Genomic DNA, 20239 nt, shown 5'->3' with positions numbered 1-20239 from the left:
GTGTCAGCGGGAGTACAGCGCCACCATGACCGAGTTTCAGGCTGCCGGTAAGGCTTGGCCAGTGCCAAGTCTGCATCAGCATATCCTGATTGCAGAGGGGGAAATCCTCTGCAATGGGGAAGAGTTTATATTTGCGAGCTTGCCCCCCGGCCTGGACGCGAGTAACTCACTAAGTAGCCACTATCTGGGGGACTGGATGGGGGCCGCCTGCGGTACTCACAGCTATCCCCAAAAGGTGCCCGTGGCAGGCGCTGAATGGCGGTCATTGCGAAGCCTGCTGGGGCGTGTGAGCGATAGCGAATTCTTTCTGGCAGGGCGCGCTATGCAGGTCATTGCCTGGGATGTGGATCATCGTTACTGCGGGCGCTGCGGCGGCGAAACCGAATACCATTCAAGTGACCGTGCACGGGTTTGCCATCAGTGCGAATTTACCGTGTATCCGAGGATTTCCCCCTGTGTCATCATGTTGTTGACCAGAGGGGATGAATGCCTGCTCGCTCAGCATACGCACCATCGCCATGCCATGTTTACAGCGCTCGCGGGATTTATTGAGCCGGGTGAAAACGCCGAGCAGGCCTTGGCCAGAGAAGTCAGGGAAGAGGTTGGGCTGGAGGTTGGGCGCCTGCGCTACGTCGGGAGTCAATCCTGGCCATTTCCTGGTCAATTGATGATCGGGTTTCTGGCAGAGGTCACTTCTGGTGAATTGCGTCCTGACCCATCAGAAATCCAGGATGCCCGCTGGTTTCGGCGAGACAGCTTGCCTGATGCTATCCCGCCGGAGCAGACGCTTTCCGGGCAGTTGATCCGCACCTTCGCGCTGGAATCGCAGAGTGAAAAGGCCGAAAAGTAAAACGGGATTGGGGCGCGGCCCCCAACCATAGAGTACGATGAGAATCTTCAGCGTCAACGCTGGGGGAAAGATAGACGGGGGTTGATACGACAATGTATATCGCCATTACCTTTTTAATTGCTTTTATTGCTCTGTTGCTCGTTTTTTGGGGCGGCAAGGTGCTGTTGAGCGGCAGTTGGTTTCTGGGGTTCCTGCGTGGATCCATCGGGTTGGTATTGCTTGCCGGTGCGCTGCTGATCGTACTGGTTGCACTGGATGTGTATAGCTATCGCAACCTTGGAAATGAACACAGTGTGGGTACGATTTCTTTCGAGCGCCTAGGTGAACAGCACTTCATGGTCAAGCTTGCGGATGAAGACGGTCTGGCCCGGGAATTCGAGCTTTATGGTGATCAGTGGCAGCTGGACGCCCGCATGCTGAAGTGGAAGGGCGCGCTTGCACGTTGGGGAATTGAACCTGCCTACCGCCTGGATCGGCTGAGCGGCCGCTACCTGACGTTGCAGGATGAACGCAATAGAGAGCGCTCAGTATACGCACTTGCAGAGAGTGGGCACGGCGTAGATGTATGGGGCGCGCTGCGAGATATGGGTGGCAGGCTGCCTGTGGTAGACGCTGTTTATGGTAGTGCAACCTTTTTACCGATGCAGGATGGTGCGGTATACGAAGTTCGTATCACTCATACAGGCTTGCTGGCGAAACCACTCAATCAGCAGGCGCAAACTGCGCTGAATGAGTGGCAATAATTTAATTTCGATTTTTGGGGGATGAGTGGAGTTTCTCAGTGAATACGGCCTGTTTTTGGCCAAGGTAGTCACCATTGTTGTCGCAATTTTGGTGGTGGTTGGCTTTGTCGTTGCTAATCGATCCCATATGAAAGACCGCCAGCCGGGGCACATTACGGTTTCGCGTCTCAATGACCGATTCGAGGAGATGAAGGAAACATTACTCGAAGCAGTGATGGACAGCGGAGAGTTTGCACATCGCCATAAGCTGATAGCCAAAGAAAAGAAAGCAAAGGAAAAGGCTCAGGCGAAACAGCGAAAGGCCGAATGGAAGGCTGCAGAAAGGGAAAGGAAAAAAGCAGGCAAGGGCGCGTCCGTTGCAGAATCCACTGCTGGTGCAGTGCCAGAGCAGGCTGAAGCTGATGCGGAAGTGGGGCAATCCCCGGCGCTACATGAGGGTGAAGAAAAAAACTTGTTGGGTGCCGGGGAGCCGGGCCGCAAGCGCGTTTTTGTAGTGCATTTCGAGGGCGATATTAAAGCCAGTGCACTCAGTAACCTCCGCGAAGAGATCACTGCGATACTGCAGATTGCGGAAAAAACCGATGAAGTGGTGGTCTGCCTCGAAAGCCCGGGCGGTATGGTGGCCAATTACGGTTTGGCCGCGAGTCAGCTGGCCCGTGTGCGCGGGGCCGGTGTGCACCTGACGATCGTGGTGGACAAGGTGGCAGCGAGCGGTGGATACATGATGGCTTGTGTAGCAGACCGTATTCTTGCTGCGCCCTTCGCTATGCTGGGTTCTATCGGTGTGGTTGCACAGTTGCCTAATTTCCACCGCCTGCTGGAACGAAATAACGTTGATTTCGAGCTGTTTACCGCCGGAGAATACAAGCGCACGGTCACCATGTTTGGTGAGAATACGCCGGAAGGTAAAGAAAAATTCCAGAGTGATCTGGAAGAGATCCACACCCTGTTTCAGCATTTTGTGGCTGAGTACCGTCCCAAGCTTGACATCGCCAAGGTGGCAACCGGGGAAGTGTGGTTCGGGCAGCGGGCTCTGGATTTGAGCTTGATTGATGAGCTCAAGACGTCTGACGAATATCTGACGGCACGTGCGGAGCAGGCCGATCTGTATCAGGTTGAATACAAAGAGCGTCAGAATATTGCCAAGAAAATCGGTATTGCAGCTCAGGTCAGTGTGGAATCTGCGCTGTCCCGCTTGTTTTCCCGTTTGGCCGCCTGGCGCCATCAGGCTTAGTAATTGGTGAAGGCGTTGCCAATTTTGATTGGCGGCGTGGAGGAAGAACTGTCGGTAGCTTTTGTTGATACAGGAGCTGTCGAAAATTGTTCAATGGGCGAGAGCTATGACTGAAGAGCACTTTAGGGCAATGCAGGTTGAGGAAGTCGCGCCGGGCAAATATGACCAGATCATTGTCGAGCGCACTCTGGACTCTCTACCTGAAAACCCGGTATTGATTGCGGTTTCCCACTCTTCTCTCAATTATAAAGACGCTTTGTCTGCATTTGGCAACAGGGCTGTCACTCGGGAATATCCGCATACGCCAGGTATCGATGCGGTAGGGCAGGTGGTCCGCGATGATTCCGGGAGTTTCACCGCTGGTCAGCAAGTCCTGGTGACCGGTTATGACCTGGGTATGAATACCTCCGGTGGCCTGGCCGAGCGGATCGCTGTACCAGCGAAATGGGTTGCGCCACTGCCGGAAGGGCTGACACCTCGCGAGGCGATGGTTCTCGGTACTGCGGGGCTAACCGCGGCACTCTGTGTGGAAAAATTGCTGGAGTCCGGTGCGTGCCCGGAAGATGGCGAAGTGCTGGTAACAGGTGCTACTGGTGGCGTTGGCTCGATTGCGGTTGCGCTGCTTGCCAAGCTCGGCTTTCGTGTCGCGGCGGTGACCGGCAAGCTGGAGTCAGCCGAGTTCCTGACATCGCTCGGTGCCTGGAAGGTTCTGGATCGTGAGACACTCGCGCCTTTTGCAGACAAGGCGATTGCCAAGCCCCTGTGGGCCTGGGCAGTAGACACCGTGGGCGGTGAAACACTGTTTAATGTCGTCAAATCGTTGGCGTATGGCGGTGGTGTCGCGGCTTGTGGCATGGCGTCGGGGGCACAATTCCAGGCCAATGTATTCCCTTTCATTTTGCGTGGCATCAGCTTGCTGGGCGTTGACAGTGTTGAGCTGCCGCTGGATAAAAAGACCGCCGTATGGGACAAGCTCGCTGGCGACTGGTATATAGGCGAACAACTGCAAAAAATTGCGGAAGACATCGCCCTGGAGCAAGCCCCTGAATTTCTTGCGCGCTTGCACCGGGGGCATGGGATCGGTCGCTATGTGGTCGATATGGGCCGGTGAACGGGTAGTCGGACAGAGTTTTGGCCCTGGCAGGCCACTCTACGGGCTGGCTGCTATGCTGAATGGCCTGCAAGCGTTATCCTGCTGGGAGTTTGAACGTTTCTTTCTGTTTCTGATTAATAGAATTATTTTCCTTGTATTGAGTCGGTAGCAAACCTTGTCGGCGAAGAATTCACCAGCTCCTAAGATCGCAGATGTGGGCGCCCTGGTTCTGTCGGGGGGCGGCGCGCGCGCGGCTTATCAGGTGGGCGTCCTTAAAGCGTTGGCGGAGCTTACGCCCGACAGTGAGCCCAACCCTTTCAAAATCATCTGTGGCACCTCAGCGGGTGCCGTGAACGCACTTCTGATTGCTTCCCATCCGGGTACCTTTAAAGAGGCCGTTAGCAGGCTGTGCGACCTCTGGATGGAACTGACCGTTGATGATATTTACCGCAGCAACTGGACGAGTCTGCTGGGTAATATGTCGACAATTACCCTTTCGCTCTTCAATCATGGTGTGGCACGTCGCAAGCCCCTGGCTCTGCTTGACAACAGTCCGCTCAGAAAGCTGGTGAACGAGACTATTCCCTTTGCCAATATCCAGCGCAATTTGGATGAAGGGCGGCTGCGTGCGGTATCCGTCAATGCGATGTCATACAACCAGGGGGAGTCGGTCAGCTTTTTCCAGGGGAGCGAAGATCTGAAGGAGTGGCGACGTTTTCGTCGCTGTGGGGAGCGAACCCGGCTGACAGCAGATCATCTGATGGCGTCTGCGGCTATTCCCACGCTTTTTCCATGCGTAAAAATTGGCGATGAATATTTTGGTGATGGCGCGGTACGGCAATTGGCGCCCATCAGTCCGGCTCTGCACCTGGGTGCCAGCCGCGTGTTCGTTGTCGGGGTGTCGGACAACCGCTCCCCGGTACATTGGGGAAAGCGCCGACAGGTGCCCAAGCATTCGCCCTCATTGGCGCAAATTGGTGGGCAGCTGTTCAATGCGGCGTTTATTGATAGCCTTGAGGGGGATCTTGAGCATCTCGACAGGGTCAATCTATTGCTGGACTCGGTGGACGACAAAGGTTTGGCGGATCTGTCTCCCTTGCGCCCGGTGGAGTCTGCGGTGATCGAGCCGAGCCAGAGCCTCGACCGGCTGGCAGGCCGCAAGGTGCGTTACTTACCCCCTGCGTTGCGCTGGCTGTTCCGTTCGACCGGGGCGACAACGTCCGGTGGTGGCGCTTCGGCCGCCAGTTATCTCTTGTTCGAGAAACCCTACCTCGGGGAGCTGGTCGAACTGGGGTATCAGGACGCCATGTGGGAGAGGGATAAGTTACGGGACTTTCTACGCCCGCGGACGCAATTGGTGGAAGCGGAGCACAAAGGTTTATTTGGTATCCGGGTAAAACCGGCAGCGGAAGCAAGCAATGGCAATACACCTCAATAATTTTTCTTTGCGATTTGCCCTCGTTGGCTGTGCAGTAATCCTGGCGGCTTGTGCCGGGCAGGGTGGAGCTCCATCGGAGTCAACGGGTTCGGTCCTGCGTAATAAGCAGGAAAGCGAATACCATCAGTTACTCAGCGAGGCCCGTCAGTTGTCGTTCACCCTGGACTTCAACCGCCTGCGACAGGCGTTTGTCGAGTCTACTGAGTACAACCCATACGGCGGGGTGAAGCTGAAGTGGTTGCCGGAGGCCTACAAGGCCGTTGAGCAGGGTGATTTTGACGGCTGCCTCAAGAATGTCGGGAAGGTACTGTCATACAACTATATGAGCCTCGAGGCGCATATGATCGGTGTGGTGTGCAGTGGCCAGGAAGGCGCTTTCGAGCAGGAAGATCGCCACCGTTACATGGTGGAAGGCCTGATGGCATCGATCGAAGACAGTGGCGATGGCAAAAGCCAGCAGAGTGCGTTCCGTACGATCAGTACCTCGGAGTTACGTGGATTCGTGCGTTTGAAAGGGTTGCAGGTACTGGACCAATCTATTGTGTATGACCAGCAGGGTATTTACGACAAAATGCAGGTCCGTGATCCCGAGTCCGGGGATGAGTACGCGCTGTATTTTGATGTCAGCCAGCAATTTGTCCGCGATGGTGAAGTGGAAAATTGACTGGCGTTTACATAGCTCTCTTTTAAAAATGCACGCCAAGGGCGTGCATTTTTCTTGCAGACACGACAGTCAGCGCATAGTCACATCAGAAACTGCGCCAGTTTCTCCCACTCAAATCGGCGCGTCTGCCGGTCGCTGAACAGTATTTCCACACGATTATCTTCCCATTTGGTTACCCGCCCATGGCCCAGCTTCTGGTGCCGAATACCTTCACCCAGTTGTGGTCGACGCTGGGTGGCTCTGGGTGCATTGATATCCGGGTTGTAATCGCAGGCTTCCAGATAGCGCAGTCCGAGCCGGGTAACCGGTACCGTAGTGGTGATGGTGTCGCGTCTGTCATGCAAGCTCTCTCCCAGCAGGTTGCTCAGGGGGAGCTGCATTTCCTCGATAAACAACGACGGCTTCTGTTCCTGGACCGGGGTGCGATTTGTCTGGGCCCGGCTGTCAGGAGCGGCGGCGGGTGGGGTCAGCAGATAAAGCTGTTTACGCGCGCGGGTCATGGCAACATACATGAGCCGCCGTTCGCTTTCCGTGGACGCCGGTGTCGAGAAATCCCTTTGCGGCTGGTAGGGCATATTGTGAATAGTAAGCCCCGGGATGATGACCTGATCCCATTCCAGACCCTTGGCCTGGTGCATGGTGGTGATCTGGATGGCATCGGAGCCCTGTTCGTCAGAACGATCGGCCTGCTGGTGTTGCTGCTGTAACTCCTGCAGGTGCTCCAGAGTCTCTCGTGGCGGCAGGCGCAACTGATCGAGGTATTGGCAGAAGGCCAGGACCGTTTGTTGCCGTTCTTCGCCCTGCTGCCGGCTGAAACAGTCTTCTGCGATACCGCTCAGGTAGTCGAGCTCGCCGATATGCCTGCGCAGGAGTTCACCGGCGAGGCCTCGCCACTGTTCAATCTGTGTTAGCAATTCCGCGCGCTGGCGGAGGCGTTTGCACTGCGGCTGGCTAAGGGAATCTTCGGGTATATGCTGAATCAGCGCCTTGCCCCAGCCGCTCTCCAGTTTGGCCAGTGCATCGCACAGGGGAGTCAGTATCGCGCGGGGAATACGGATATGCGGTGCCGTAAACCACTCGTACAGCCCCTGGCTGCGGCGCTTTGGTGTTTGTTCGGCAAATCGACCGGCGGCGATATTCAGGCTCCAGAACAGCGGACGCAGCTCCCGTCGGGAAAGTACGGTGTTACGGCTGCCGGAGCGGTAAGGAATGTTGTTGGCCAGCAGTGCCAGTTCAAGGGGCGCGGCCAGTGACCAGAGTCGGACCAGGATCGCAATGCTGTTTAATGGTGTTCCCTGTTTCTGACATCGGCGAATGTGCTCTACCAGCCACTTGCCTTCCTGCTCGGTTTGTATGTGATCGAGTGTCGTTGCCGCCTCCGGATTGCCGGATATACAGAAAATATCAGCGCGCTCCCGGTTGTTCTCGATAAAGTGGTTGGCGGCCAGCGACAGGCTGTGGCCATAGCGGAATGTTCGGCTCAGGCGATAAACATTGGACGGTGGAAAATCCCCGTCAAACAGTTTCAGCAAAAACGCCGGGCGCGAGCCGCGCCATTCATAAATAGTCTGATCCGGATCCCCGATGGCGATTACATTGCCCGACTTTCCGTACAAAACGCGCAGCAGGAAGTGCTGTATTTCATTGATGTCCTGATACTCGTCAACGAGGATGTCTTCATAAAAACTGCCGTATTGCTCAGCCAGGTCCGGCCGCAGGCTAAAGAGTATCGCGGGGTCGTAAATCAGGTCTGCATAAGTGACGGCATTCTGTTCCTGGCGCCACCGTTCGAAATGCCGAAATACCTTGAGAAAGTACATGTACTCATCGCCGAGCTTGAGCTGTTGAAACGCACTCAGGTCGCCGGTGAGAATGGTTTTGGTGTAGTCGATAAAGAATTCCGCAGCCTCGGTTTCCGATTGCTTGCGCGCGCGAATGTCTTCCAGCTCCTCAGGCGGCGCGCAGGCCTCAATGGCTTTCCACACTTGTAGTTGCACCACTGACTGCGGCAAAGGGGAAAGGTTGACCGGGGCAATCTGCCCCCGTGCGATCAGCTGCTGATAGAGGCGGTAACCGAGGCTGTGAAAGGTTTGTACAGTCGGCAGTTGGTGCCCGCAAAGCTCTTGCACACGGCGGTAAAAATCATCCCGCGCACTGCGGTTATACATCACCGCCAGAATGCGCTGTGGCTCTATACCCGCGTTGAGCCGGTTTTTGATGTAGTGGAGCAGGGCGGTGGTCTTTCCCGAACCCGCGACGGCGATGATTTTGGCATGGCCGCCCGGATGGTTGGCTATGGCCCTTTGTTCATCCGTGAGATGGGATGTTTCGCCTGACATGGATATTCCGTACCGCTCGCTTAAATACTGTATATATTGCCAGTGTTGGGCCGGGGGGTACAGGTTTTTATACCGGTTGTTCCTCTGTGCCTGAGTCCTCTCCCCCTTTACTCAGTGCGAGTTCTGCGATGTAGGACGAGAGAAAAATACGGCCTGAAAGGTGTTCCAGCAGCTTCGAACGACTGAGACGGTCGAGCACTGGTCCTTTTACTTCCGACATGTGCAGTCGGATCTTGCGGTTGTTGAGGTCTTTGTTGATCTGGTCCAGGCGCTCCAGTGCCGTGCCATCAATTCGACTGACCGAGGATAAAATCAGTACCAGTTCACGGGTCTCAGGATGTCGTTTCAGCTCCATCAGCAGCCGATCTTCGACTGCACTGATGTTGCTGAAAAACAGGCTTTCGTCGATGCGCAGAAACAGCAGGTTTTTGTGGGTTTCCACATCGTGGCGGAGCACATTGCGAAAGTGCTCGGTGCCCGGAACCCGGCCGACAACGGCAATGTGAGGTCGGCTGCTGCGCCAGATCAGCGTCGCGAAGGAAAGTCCGATACCGAGCGCAATACCTACTTCTACCCCGAACAGCAAAACACCGAGAAAGGTGAATAGCATGGCGAGGCCGTCAGTCCGGTCGTAGCGCCAGTTGTGAATAAAGCCCTTGAAATCAAACAGGCCTGCGGCCGCGACAATAATAATGGCGGCCAGTACCGTAAGCGGCAGCTCGCTGAACATGCCAGTGAGGAAGAGCAGGATCGGGACCATCAGTAAGGCGGATAATACCCCGGCGAGAGGAGAGCGGGCTCCGGCCTCGGCATTGACTGCAGTCCTGGAAAAACTACCCGCAACCGGCAAACCGCCAGAAAATGCACTGGCCATATTGGCTGCACCCAACCCCAAAAGTTCACCATCTGCATTGAGCCGCTCACCCCGCCGCGCGGCGAGTGACTGGGCTATGGAGAGGCTCTCGACAAAACCAAGCAGGGCGATAATCAGTGCCGGGAGCATCAGCTTGTAGATAAGGGCCCAGTTTAAATCCGGCACGGTAAGCTGGGGCAAGCCGGCGGGAATGCTCCCCACAATTTTGAGTTGGTCGCCGAGTTTTAACCAGTGCACCAGGGCGATGGCGCAAAGTACCAGAAGCATGGGCATCAATTTGGCCGCAAGACGGGCAATCTGCTTTGGGGTGCCCAAACGAAAAAGCGCCATTGGCAGCCAGATTCTACTGAAAATCAGAATGACTGCTGTGGCCACCCCAAAAACCATGGTGGGCAGGTGCGCCTGAGGCAGGTGCTCGAGAACATGCAGGAGCTTGACGGATGCAGTGCCGCCGTCAGCTTCAACGCCGAGTAAGCTTGGCAGCTGGCCTACGATAATCAGGGCTGCTGCACCTGATACAAAACCACTGATCACTGGGTGGCTCAGAAGATTGGATAACAGGCCGAGCTTCAATAACCCCATGACAAACAGAAAGAGGCCGCTGAGCAGGGTGAGAATAATTGCGGCAGCAATATATTCCTGGCTTCCCGGCGCCGCCAGTGGCGATAAGGCGGACAGTGTCATCAGGGAGAGTACGGCCGCGGGCCCTACCGACATGGCGCTACTGCTGCCGAAAACGGCATAGGCAATAAGCGGCAGCAGACTTGCATAGAGACCGACGTGGGGCGGCAAACCGGCAAGCAGTGCATAGGCCAAGCCCTGGGGGACCACCAGCATGCCTGACACCAGGGCTGCGGTGATATCAGCGGGCAGTTGCTGGCGGCGATAGTTTCGCAACCACTTGGGAATCAGGTTCTTTACCCGCATTGCTTGCGTCGACGGCGTCCGGAGGGAATGGGGGAGTTCTATCAGGATAGCCGCTGGCGCCGAGATGGCGCCAGCCCCGTTGGCCGGGTAAGGGGGAGTGTGGCGGGTTATGCCGCCGAATGCTTACGGAGCTCCAGCATGTGGAAGATCCACATGCCGGCAACCATGGAAAGGGTAAAGATCACGGCGCCAAACTGGAGCGCGCCGGTCGCGACAATACCTGGACCCGGACAGAAGCCGGCGAGGCCCCAGCCAATACCAAAGGCGAGGCTGCCCAGCACAAGGCGACGGTCAACCTCCCGCTTGCTGGGCAGTTGCATCGGCGCGCCGAGTACGGATGTCTGGCGACGCTTAGCCAGCGTGAACAGAGGTAGACCTACGGCAATGGCACCGCCCATTACCAGCGCCAGGGATGGGTCCCAGGCGCCCATAATATCCAGGAAACCCAGTACCTTTTCCGGGTTGGCCATGCCGGAAAGCAGCAGGCCGAAGCTGAAAATCAGACCCGAGACAAAAGCTGAAATTGAAATCTTGTTCATGGATCAGGCTCCCAGCAGGTGGCGAACAACGTAAACGGTGGCGAACCCGCTGGCCATGAATGTCATGGTGGCGGCCAGGGAGCGCGGCGAGAGTCGGGACAGGCCGCAAACGCCGTGGCCGCTGGTGCAGCCTGCGGCATAGCGGGTGCCGACACCGACCAGCAGGCCGGCCGCAACCAGCATTGGCGTGCTCGCGCGGATGTCGATGGCGGGCAGCGTGTGAAACAGTCCCCAGATCGCCGGGCCAGCCAGCAAGCCAAGGATAAACGCTACTCGCCAGCCGCGGTCGCCTTTGGCGCCGTCAAGCACGCCGCCGAGAATGCCGGAGATCCCGGCGACGCGTCCGTTCATTAGGATGAGCCAGGCACTTGCCAGGCCGATAAGCACACCGCCGCCAAGGGCGGTATAGGGTGTGAAAGCATTCCAATCGATCGTCATGGTGGCAGCTTACTCCGCGCAATAAAGTTGATAGAGCGTTTGTAACAGAGTGAGAACTTTCGGGTCAGCTACCCGATAGTAGACCCGCTTGCCCTCCTTGCGGGTGGTCACGAACCCCTCCCGGCGCAGCACTCCCAGCTGTTGTGACAGGCTGGGTTGGCGAATATCCAGTCGCTCCTCCAGATCACTGACGCAGAGCTCTTCCTGGCTCAGCTGGCACAGCAATAAAAGACGATCCTGATTGCCCAGTGAGCGCAGCATAGCGGAGGCGTCACTGGCCGAGGCGCGCATCTTTTCAAGGCTAAAGTCGGTTGTGTCGGGCATGGATTGATCCCTGGTCAAACACTCTGTGTGAAAACATTATATTGAAATATATAATATCCACAAGTATATTGAATCCAGATCTAATACAAACGGGAGGTTTCCATGAGCCAGACCAAAGTTTTTCCTCAAGTACAGTCCTTCCTCGATGAGATGACAGAAACCTGGAGTTATGTGGTCTATGACCGGGAAGGCGGTAGCGCTGCGGTGATTGACCCGGTGCTGGACTTCGATCAGCCCTCTGGCCGCACCACCACAGACGGTGCGGAAAAAATCGTCGCCTTTGTGAAAGAGAAGAGCCTGACAGTCGAATGGGTGCTGGAGACCCATGCCCACGCCGACCACCTGTCTGCAGCCCCTTTCATCCGCGAGCAACTGGGTGGAAAGATCGGTATCGGCGATCACATCACCCAGGTGCAGGGCATTTTCCGCAGCGTGTTCAACCTGGAAAAAGAGTTCCTGGTAGATGGGTCGCAGTTCGACCACCTGTTTGCCGAAGAGGAGACTTTCCGCATCGGCGACCTGGAAGGTCGAGTTATTTATGTACCCGGCCACACCCCTGCGGATATGGCGTGGCTCATCGGTGATGCGCTGTTTGTAGGCGACACGTTGTTCCTGCCGGATGTCGGTAGTGCGCGTTGTGATTTTCCCGGTGGTGATGCGCGTATGCTCTACCGTTCTGTACGTAAATTACTGGAACTGCCGGAAGACACACGTATGTTCATGTGTCACGACTACCCGCCGAACGGCAGTCGCCCACACCAGTGTGAAACCACTGTCGGCGAACAGAAGCGCAGTAATATCCATTTGAAAGATGGCGTTTCCGAAGAGCAGTTTGTAAAAATGCGCACCGAGCGCGATGCCACTCTGGGTATGCCGCGGCTGATTATTCCTTCAATCCAGGTCAACATCCGCGCGGGCCAGATGCCACCGGCGGAAGACAACGGCACCGTGTATCTGAAAGTACCCGTTAACAAACTTTGATCCCGTATTAGCAATGAGTGAGGTCAGTATGGAATTCAAAACTCTGGACCAGCAGGTGAGTGTTTCCGAAGAGTTGGCGCCCGGCGCAGTACAGGCTCTGGCCGATGCCGGTGTTGAAGTGCTGGTGTGTAATCGCCCGGAACACGAGTCAGAAAATCTGGCGACCTTTGCCGAGCTTGAACAGGCGGCAAAGGATGCGGGTATGGCATTTGCGGCCATCCCTTTTTCACGGGGGCAGATGCAGCCGTCACACAGCGAAGCCTTTGCAGAATTGCTGAATGGCGGTAAGCGTGTCCATGCGTTCTGCCGTACCGGCAATCGCTCTTGCAATCTGTGGGCCGCAGCACGTTGTGCTCAGGGCGCGGACAAGCGTGAGTTGCAGGCAGCAGCAGCGCAGGCTGGATACGATATTTCCGGTGTTCTGGTGACCTACTGATCGACAACGGGCGGTAAAGACGTGGCGACAAAACAGCAATCAGTGGCGGGTACAGTGGGTGAGCGTGTGGGTGGCGGTATGCGTCGCTATCTGCCGATAGCTGGGTGGCTTCCATCCTACTCCAGTGGCGCATTGCGGCGGGATCTGGTGGCGGCGCTGGTAGTCACCGTGATGCTGATTCCACAATCGCTGGCATACGCGCTGCTTGCGGGGCTGCCGGCAGAAGTGGGCCTATACGCGAGCATTGCGCCGCTGATCGCTTACGCGGTGTTCGGCAGTAGCCGCACGTTGTCCGTCGGCCCCGTTGCCGTTGCCTCTCTGATGAGTGCAGCGGCACTTGGACAGGTCGCTGCGCAGGGTACCGCGGACTACCTGATGGCGGCCGCGGTACTGGCGCTGCTTTCGGGTGGTTTTCTGGCATTACTGGGTGTTTTACGCCTGGGCTTTCTCGCGAACTTCCTGTCCCACCCGGTGATTTCCGGTTTCATTACCGCGTCCGGAATTCTTATCGCCTTCAGCCAGCTCAAGCATCTGCTGGGTATTTCCGCCAGCGGCGAAAGCCTGCCGGAGCTGATGCACGGCATGGTGCAGAATCTGGCTGGCTGGAATCCGGTGACGCTGTTGCTGGGTGTGGCCGTTGTACTGTTTCTGGTCTGGGCGCGCTCCGGTGCAGTCAAACTGTTGCAACGACTTTCCGTGCCGCGGGATACCGCTTCGCTATTGGTGAAGGCGGCTCCGGTTGTCGGGGTACTCGCAACTATTGTACTGGCGTCCGGCCTCGACCTGGAAGGCAAGGGTGTACAGCTGGTCGGCGCCATTCCCAGTGGCCTGCCGCAACTGCAGTGGCCCAACTTCAGCTGGGCACTGGTGGAGCAGCTGGCGGTACCGGCGGTCATGATTTCCATCATTGGTTATGTTGAGTCGGTGTCGGTGGGCAAGACGTTGGGAGCCAAGCGGCGGCAGAAAATCGACATGAACCAGGAGCTGATCGGCCTTGGCAGCGCGAACCTGGCTTCGGGTATTTCCGGCGGTTTTCCTGTAACCGGCGGCTTCTCGCGCTCTGTGGTCAACTTTGATGCGGGGGCGGAAACGCAGTTGGCCAGTGTATTCACGGCCATCGGTATCGCGCTGGCTGCCATGTTCCTGACACCATTTCTTTACTTCCTGCCGAAGGCCACCCTGGCGGCAACCATCATCGTCGCGGTGCTGTCGCTGGTGGACTTCTCCATCCTGAAAAAGACCTGGCGCTACTCGCCCAGTGATTTCTTTGCGGTGTTGGTTACCATCATTGTCACGCTGCTTTTCGGCGTGGAAATCGGTGTTTCCTGTGGTGTCCTGGCTTCCATCGTGCTGTTCCTGTACCGCACGTCCAAACCGCACATTGCGGAAGTCGGGCTGGTGGAAGGCACCGAGCACTTCCGCAACGTTGAGCGGCACTCGGTAATGACCATGCCGCAGATACTCAGCATTCGCGTGGACGAGAGCCTGATGTTCTCCAATGCTGCGTTTCTGGAAGAGCGGATCTACCGCGATGTCGCGGCAACGCCGGAACTGCGCCATGTGATCCTGATGTGCAGCGCCATCAATGAGATCGACTGGAGTGCGCTGGAAACCCTGGAATCCATCAACGAGCAATTGCGCGAGTCCGGCATCTGCCTGCACCTGTCCGAGGTGAAAGGTCCGGTAATGGACGCGCTGCAGCGCTGCGGCTTTCTGGAGGAAATTTCCGGAAAGATATTCTTTACCCAGTATCAGGCATTTACTGAGCTGCGGGAAAACTTCGACGGTTGCGATCACTCCGGTCCGGCAGCCTAGGGCCGCCGGGCTAGAGGCTTCATTCAGGAAAACAGACAAGGGAACAGCGCGCGCTTTTCCGCTTCGGTGAGTGCTTCGACCCGCAGAATATTATTGTGGGGAATACTTTCTGGATCCGGGTAGTTTTTCAGCCCGCGCTCCAGGCTCGCTTCCCGCAGCAGGTGCAGGATCGGGTAGGGGGATCGGTTGGTGAGGTTTTCCTCATCGTCCGGCCGGGTGTCGGCGAACTGGTAGTGGGGGTGGAAGCTGGCGATCTGGTAAATGCCTTCATAGCCCTGGCGCTTCAGTAGCCACTCCGCTTCATCGAGGAAAAAATTGTAGTCGTGAAAGTCCCGCAAATAGGTGGGCAGGATCAGCAGGGTTGTTTCCACTTCCTCCTCTGAGGTGCGATCCAGCACCTGAAATTCATCCAGCAATTCTTCGAGCAGTACTTCGTTGCTGTTGGCCTCGCTCACCACAAAGCGGATCTGCCCTGCGCGCAGTGGTTTGCGCGCGAACGGGCAGAGGTTGAGACCGACCACTACATCCTGCAGCCATCTCTCGACGTGGGCGATTACCGGATCGCTGTCAGTCATGCGTTTACCACATCAGGTCGTCGGGAATTTCGTAGCCCGCGTAAGGATCGTCTTCGTCTACTGTAGTATTGTTTTCCGGCGGCGCCACGACCATACCGGGATTGCGCTCGGCAATCTTTTCCGCGATCACGCGGGGTACCAGATCGAACTGCTCACCCTCGCCGACGATCTGCAGGCGCCCGGCGATCAGGTGATCCTGCACGGCGGCGGAGACATAGATTTTCTTGACCTTCTTGTCGAAGGTGAAGTGATAGGCGATATCGTTTTTGCCGGTATCGCCCTTCGGCTGTTTGTTGTGCTCGATCATCTGTTTGATCTGTGCGGCGATCGCTTTCTGCTGCTGCGCGGCTTCACGCTCGGCATTGAGTGCCCGGTCGCGGGCGACCTTTTCTGCGCGCGCGCGCTCAGCGGCCTGCTGGGCCTCGCTCTGGCGGGATTCCCCGGTCTTTTTCGCGACCTTGTCTTGCTTGCGCTTTTCCTTGCCGACTTTCTTGGCGGTTTTTTTGTCTACCAGGCCTGCCTTGAGCAGCTGATCCTGTAGTGAAGCCATTGCTGATTACCTGTCACTTCGCGGTTGAACTGGCGGAAGTGTACCGGATACCGCGCCGTTTTGCCGGTTTCCGTAGCGATTCAGGGTAGAACTTGAGCGTGGTGGAAGGATGGCAGAGGGGTGGCGGCGCGGGGACAGTACCCCACGCCTGAAGTGCGGTTATTGCTGGGTGAATACCAGTTTCACCGTGACAGGGACAATCGGGCTGATGCTGTCGAGACCGGCAATTTCACGCAGCTTCTCGATGCCGTCCAGCAGTTTATAGTCTCCGGCATTGATCACGATGGGGGCGGTCGTTGTGACCAGCAGGCCACCGTTTTCCAGGCCGGTTACCTGAAGCTGAGCCTTTTCGGTTTTCTGGGAACCGTGTACATCCAGATTCAGGTCTGCGCTGACCGCCATGGTTTTGCCTGGAGTCAGGGACTTCAGTTGGTCAGTATCCACCTGCGCTGAGATCACCGCACGGGCGAACTTGGCTGTGTCGAACAGCAGTTTCTGCATACGCTCGTTGCGGATCGGGATATTGGTCTCAACACTCGCAAGCTCAACATCGACCTCGGCCTTGCCATCATCGGTAATCTTGCCGCTCAGTCCTTTGAAGGAGTGGGTTTCAGCGATTGTTGATTTCTTTACGGAAACGAACTGGACGCTGGAGTCGCCACCCACCAGTTGCCAGTCGGCCAGGGCGGAAAGTGGCAAAACCAGTAGGGACATCAGGGCGATGGATTTAAAAGGCTTGGCAAATAACATGTTGAGCGCTCCCGTTGGATCCATAAGGAAGTAGTGTAGTGTGGCGTTTTCGCCACTCGGGTTTTCCGGCTGAAGGTTACATGACTGCAACAGACTGACCGGTTTCGAGGTTCAAACACTAACAGCCAGATATGTTACTGGCTAGCGGCTTAACACAAATTAAAAAAAGGCCGGTTGGGGAACCGGCCTGAAGTTTGGGATGGTTCCCAGTGGTTGGCGAGCGTGGCTCGCCGGGGAGAGGACCGGGTATCGCTGGGAGGCCAATACCCGGTATGGGGTCAGGTAAGCACTGTTGCGATCAGCTCGCCATGGACAGTGATTCACTATCCTCAGCCGGTACAGACGTCCGGATCAGGTGGTCGAACGCACCCAGCGCGGCCGTGGCTCCAGCGCCCATGGAGATCACGATCTGCTTGTAGGGCACCGTGGTGGCATCGCCAGCGGCGAAGACACCCGGGATTGAGGTTGCACCGCGTGCGTCAATCACGATCTCGCCCATGCGGTTCATTTCCAGGCCGCTGTCTTTCAGGAACTCGGTATTTGGTACCAGGCCGATCTGTACAAAGACACCGGCCAGTTCCACAGTTTTACTCTCGCCACTTACGCGGTCGGTGTATTTGAGGCCATTCACCTTGCTGCCGTCGCCGAGAATCTCGGTGGTCTGCGCATTGGCAATGATGTCGATATTGGGCATGGAGCGTGCCTTGCGGACCAGTACTTCATCCGCACGCAGGGTGTCGGCAAATTCGAGCACGGTGACGTGCTTGACGATGCCCGCCAGGTCAATCGCCGCTTCGATACCAGAGTTGCCACCGCCGATCACAGCCACATGTTTGCCCTTGAAGAATGGACCGTCGCAGTGCGGGCAGTAGGCCACGCCCTTGGTGCGGTACTCGGCTTCGCCGGGCACGCCGAGTTCTCTCCAGCGGGCGCCGGTTGCGAGGATCACCGAGCGGCTTGCGAGGGTCGCACCACTGGCCATGTCCAACTCGATCATCTGGTCGCGCTTCAGTTGCGCGGCGCGCTGGCCGGTGATGATGTCTACACCGTACTCCTTGATGTGCTGCTCCAGGCTCGCGGCCAGTTTCGGGCCTTCGGTATAGGGTACGGAGATGAAGTTCTCGATACCTACGGTGTCCATTACCTGACCGCCGAATCGTTCAGCGACCAGGGCGGTGCGGATACCTTTACGCGCTGCGTAGATTGCCGCCGCAGCGCCGGCCGGGCCACCGCCGAGAACGAGGACGTCGTATGGATCGCGCTCGTTCAGCTCAGCTGCTTTGCGCTCTTCCGCACCGGTGTCCAGTTTGCCCACGATCTCTTCGAGGCTCATGCGGCCCTGGCCAAAGTGTTCGCCGTTCAGGTACACGGAGGGCACGGCCATTACCTGGCGCTGATCTACCTCGTCCTGGAACAGGGCTCCGTCAATCATTACGTGGGTGATGTTCGGGTTCAGGGTCGCCATCAGGTTCAGTGCCTGGACCACGTCCGGGCAGTTCTGGCAGGACAGCGAGATATAGGTTTCAAAGTGGAATTCACCCTTGAGGTTGCGCACCTGCTCGAGCACCTCCGGATCTGCCTTGGAAGGGTGGCCGCCGGCCTGCAGCAGGGCCAGTACCAGGGAGGTGAATTCGTGTCCCATGGGGATGCCGGCAAAGCTTACCCGCGGTGCTTCGCCTACTGGGGCGATTGCCATGCTGGGGGTGCGCTTGCTGCTTTCCTGCTTGTGGGAAATTTTGTCTGACAGCTCGGCGATTTGTTCTGCGAGGCTGCTCAGTTCAGCAGACTTTGCGCTGCTGTCGGCGGACACACTGATCTCGATCGGATTGACGATATTCTGCAGATAGGTGTCCAGTTGTTTCTTTACGTTTGCGTCCAACATCGGTGTGTCCTGAAATTCGTAGAATTTGGTTGCCTGCAATTGGCAACGCGATTCGTAGTGCGATATTCGCTGAGAAGGTGTCGATGCCGGGTGCTCTCTTGTGAGACCTTCCGCGAGAGGGACCTCGCGGAAGAGTACCCAGGGATGGGTTCACGACGTGTCTCACAAGAGAGCACCCGGTAGCGGCACCGCCACTGAAATTGTTCAGTGTGCTGTGCTTGCTTAAACGGCGGACCTTTAGGTCCGCCATCCAGTGTCAGCTATTAGATTTTGCCGACGAGATCCAGAGACGGCGCCAGAGTAGCTTCACCTTCTTTCCATTTGGCCGGGCAAACTTCACCCGGGTGGGCGGCTACGTACTGAGCGGCCTTGATCTTGCGCAGCAGGTCCTGTGCGTCACGGCCGATGCCGCCAGCGTTGATCTCTACGATCTGGATCTTGCCTTCCGGGTCGATCACGAAGGTGCCGCGCTCAGCGATGCCTTCTTCTTCAATCATCACGTCGAAGTTGCGAGTGATGGTGCCGGTAGGGTCGCCGATCATCGGGAACTGGATCTTGCCGATGGTTTCGGAAGAGTCGTGCCACGCTTTGTGAGTGAAGTGGGTGTCGGTAGATACCGAGTAGATTTCTACACCCAGTTTCTTGAATTCTTCATAGTTGTCCGCCAGGTCGCCCAGCTCCGTCGGGCATACGAAGGTGAAGTCGGCCGGGTAGAAGAACACCACAGACCACTTGCCTTTCAGGTCCGCATCGCTGACGTCGAAGAAGTCGCCAGACTGGTAGGCTTTGGCGTTGAACGGCTTGATCTCTTGGTTGATGTAGCTGGACATAGTGATTTCCTTGTTGGTTTGCCTTAGTGGTTTAAGGCGCGGGTTGCTTGGTACGGGGTAAATACTATTAGCCGATCCCCCTTGATAAAAATGATTGATTTCTATCGTTTTGATAGCTTTTTTGTATTGATGGTTTCTTGCTCATAGTCTGACGTGTGATTTTGAAGCTGTGGCCTGCAAACTTAGTTGGCGAACCGCTGGCTAAAATGTGAATATCCGGTCACAAGTAGTTCGAGCAAGCAAAGACAACACACAGATAACAGATTGGGTAAGGGGAATTTTGTGGGGCAATCCAATAGCAACACGGCATCCGCATTCGGGATGGGACTGGCCATTCAGGGTGTTTCACTGGCGATCGCGATGGCCTGTCTCTATTTCAGCCGGGTGGATGTGTCCTGGTTTGGTTCGGAGCAAGGGATGCTGGGGCAGGGCTATATGCCTCAAGTGCTGACTGGAGTATTGGGGGCTTTATTGACATATATCACGTGTGCGGCGCTCACTCGTTCGAAAACGCGAGTCGGTGTGAAATTGCGCGAGCACTGCAAGGCTTTCCATCCGTTTTTCCGAGACTTTTCGTGGGGGCAAATTGGTTTGTTGGCAGTGGCCGCTGGCGTTTGTGAGGAATTGCTGTTTCGCGGTTTTTTTCAGCCGTGGATGACGTCCTTTAGCCTGCCGGTCCTGGGCATTTTAGGGGCGTCGGTGCTCTTCGGTTTACTGCACTACGCCTCGTTTATTTATTTTTTCCTGACTTTCGCAATCGGTTTGACCCTGGGCGTTGTTTACTGGCTGAGTGAAAGCCTGTTGACGGTCATCGTTTGGCACGGCGTCTACGACCTGATCGCCATTGGTGTGCTGGCCAAGTATCCCCATTGGCTTGGGGTTAGCTCGGCGAGCCAGCAGCAGGCGATGCCGCAGGATCTTTGATCAACTTTTTTGCAGGACGGACACTATTTCGGT

At 56.6% G+C, this 20239-nt stretch carries 20 protein-coding genes; 10 read left to right on the top strand and 10 right to left on the bottom strand.

Features of this window, described 5'->3' with window-relative positions:
* The first annotated feature begins 25 nt into the window (after positions 1–25).
* The 6 genes from nudC to LC093_RS03640 all read left to right on the top strand — a co-directional run bounded on the left by nudC (position 26) and on the right by LC093_RS03640 (position 6022).
* A complete protein-coding gene (nudC, locus tag LC093_RS03665; protein ID WP_226662195.1) occupies positions 26–850 on the top strand; it encodes an NAD(+) diphosphatase in 825 nt (274 codons plus the stop codon).
* A gap of 92 nt (positions 851–942) precedes the next feature.
* On the top strand, positions 943–1593 hold the full coding sequence (locus LC093_RS03660) for a cation/multidrug efflux pump (RefSeq protein WP_226662192.1): 651 nt from the start codon (positions 943–945) through the stop codon (positions 1591–1593).
* 25 nt (positions 1594–1618) lie between these two features.
* Positions 1619–2827 carry a protease SohB gene (sohB, locus tag LC093_RS03655; protein WP_226662190.1) on the top strand — a complete coding sequence of 403 codons (1209 nt, stop codon included), beginning with the start codon at positions 1619–1621 and terminating at the stop codon, positions 2825–2827.
* 106 nt (positions 2828–2933) lie between these two features.
* Positions 2934–3938 (top strand): YhdH/YhfP family quinone oxidoreductase, encoded by a 1005-nt coding sequence (locus LC093_RS03650; RefSeq protein WP_226662187.1) that lies wholly within the window; start codon positions 2934–2936, stop codon positions 3936–3938.
* A gap of 196 nt (positions 3939–4134) precedes the next feature.
* The gene (locus LC093_RS03645; protein WP_226662185.1) at positions 4135–5358 is read left to right on the top strand and encodes a patatin-like phospholipase family protein; all 1224 of its coding nucleotides are present in this window, start codon (positions 4135–4137) and stop codon (positions 5356–5358) included.
* Positions 5339–6022, top strand: a complete 684-nt coding sequence (locus tag LC093_RS03640) for a DUF4919 domain-containing protein (protein ID WP_226662182.1) — start codon at positions 5339–5341, stop codon at positions 6020–6022. The genes LC093_RS03645 and LC093_RS03640 overlap by 20 nt, the downstream gene beginning before the upstream one ends.
* 80 nt (positions 6023–6102) lie before the next feature.
* Here LC093_RS03640 and LC093_RS03635 read toward each other — a convergent pair whose 3' ends face one another.
* From LC093_RS03635 to LC093_RS03615, 5 genes are all read right to left on the bottom strand, one after another.
* Positions 6103–8361 carry an ATP-dependent helicase gene (locus tag LC093_RS03635; protein WP_226662179.1) on the bottom strand — a complete coding sequence of 753 codons (2259 nt, stop codon included), beginning with the start codon at positions 8359–8361 and terminating at the stop codon, positions 6103–6105.
* A 67-nt stretch (positions 8362–8428) separates the two neighbouring features.
* A complete protein-coding gene (locus tag LC093_RS03630) occupies positions 8429–10162 on the bottom strand; it encodes a SulP family inorganic anion transporter (protein ID WP_226662176.1) in 1734 nt (577 codons plus the stop codon).
* A 107-nt stretch (positions 10163–10269) separates the two neighbouring features.
* Positions 10270–10701: a DUF6691 family protein gene (locus tag LC093_RS03625; protein WP_226662172.1), complete on the bottom strand. Its 432-nt coding sequence runs from the start codon at positions 10699–10701 to the stop codon at positions 10270–10272.
* 3 nt (positions 10702–10704) lie between these two features.
* The gene (locus LC093_RS03620; RefSeq protein WP_226662170.1) at positions 10705–11139 is read right to left on the bottom strand and encodes a YeeE/YedE family protein; all 435 of its coding nucleotides are present in this window, start codon (positions 11137–11139) and stop codon (positions 10705–10707) included.
* Between the two features lie 9 nt (positions 11140–11148).
* On the bottom strand, positions 11149–11463 hold the full coding sequence (locus LC093_RS03615; RefSeq protein WP_226662166.1) for an ArsR/SmtB family transcription factor: 315 nt from the start codon (positions 11461–11463) through the stop codon (positions 11149–11151).
* Between the two features lie 102 nt (positions 11464–11565).
* Here LC093_RS03615 and LC093_RS03610 point away from each other — a divergent pair, with 102 nt between their 5' ends.
* The 3 genes from LC093_RS03610 to LC093_RS03600 are packed head-to-tail and all read left to right on the top strand — an operon-like array spanning position 11566 to position 14695.
* Complete coding sequence (locus LC093_RS03610; RefSeq protein WP_226662163.1) at positions 11566–12444, top strand: MBL fold metallo-hydrolase; 879 nt, start codon at positions 11566–11568, stop codon at positions 12442–12444.
* Positions 12445–12472: 28 nt separating this feature from the next.
* Positions 12473–12880, top strand: coding sequence for a TIGR01244 family sulfur transferase (locus tag LC093_RS03605; protein ID WP_226662161.1), 408 nt, complete (start codon positions 12473–12475; stop codon positions 12878–12880).
* 21 nt (positions 12881–12901) lie between these two features.
* Positions 12902–14695, top strand: a complete 1794-nt coding sequence (locus tag LC093_RS03600; protein ID WP_226662159.1) for a SulP family inorganic anion transporter — start codon at positions 12902–12904, stop codon at positions 14693–14695.
* Positions 14696–14718: 23 nt separating this feature from the next.
* Here LC093_RS03600 and LC093_RS03595 read toward each other — a convergent pair whose 3' ends face one another.
* The 5 genes from LC093_RS03595 to ahpC form a co-directional block, all read right to left on the bottom strand.
* Positions 14719–15270, bottom strand: coding sequence for a DUF1415 domain-containing protein (locus tag LC093_RS03595; protein ID WP_226662155.1), 552 nt, complete (start codon positions 15268–15270; stop codon positions 14719–14721).
* A gap of 4 nt (positions 15271–15274) precedes the next feature.
* Positions 15275–15820 carry a DUF2058 domain-containing protein gene (locus tag LC093_RS03590; protein WP_226662152.1) on the bottom strand — a complete coding sequence of 182 codons (546 nt, stop codon included), beginning with the start codon at positions 15818–15820 and terminating at the stop codon, positions 15275–15277.
* A gap of 159 nt (positions 15821–15979) precedes the next feature.
* Positions 15980–16570, bottom strand: a complete 591-nt coding sequence (locus LC093_RS03585) for a YceI family protein (protein ID WP_226662150.1) — start codon at positions 16568–16570, stop codon at positions 15980–15982.
* 298 nt (positions 16571–16868) lie between these two features.
* Complete coding sequence (gene ahpF / locus LC093_RS03580) at positions 16869–18452, bottom strand: alkyl hydroperoxide reductase subunit F (RefSeq protein ID WP_226662148.1); 1584 nt, start codon at positions 18450–18452, stop codon at positions 16869–16871.
* Between the two features lie 263 nt (positions 18453–18715).
* On the bottom strand, positions 18716–19282 hold the full coding sequence (gene ahpC / locus LC093_RS03575) for an alkyl hydroperoxide reductase subunit C (RefSeq protein WP_226662145.1): 567 nt from the start codon (positions 19280–19282) through the stop codon (positions 18716–18718).
* 282 nt (positions 19283–19564) lie between these two features.
* Between ahpC and LC093_RS03570 the strand changes: the two genes are divergently transcribed.
* Complete coding sequence (locus LC093_RS03570) at positions 19565–20206, top strand: CPBP family intramembrane glutamic endopeptidase (RefSeq protein WP_226662142.1); 642 nt, start codon at positions 19565–19567, stop codon at positions 20204–20206.
* The last annotated feature ends 33 nt before the right edge of the window (positions 20207–20239 follow it).

The sequence above is a fragment of the Microbulbifer aggregans genome (genome assembly GCF_020524005.1).
GTDB lineage: Bacteria > Pseudomonadota > Gammaproteobacteria > Pseudomonadales > Cellvibrionaceae > Microbulbifer > Microbulbifer aggregans_A.
The sequence above is the reverse complement of the archived record's forward strand: the minus strand, read 5'-3'. Positions and strand labels throughout refer to the sequence as shown.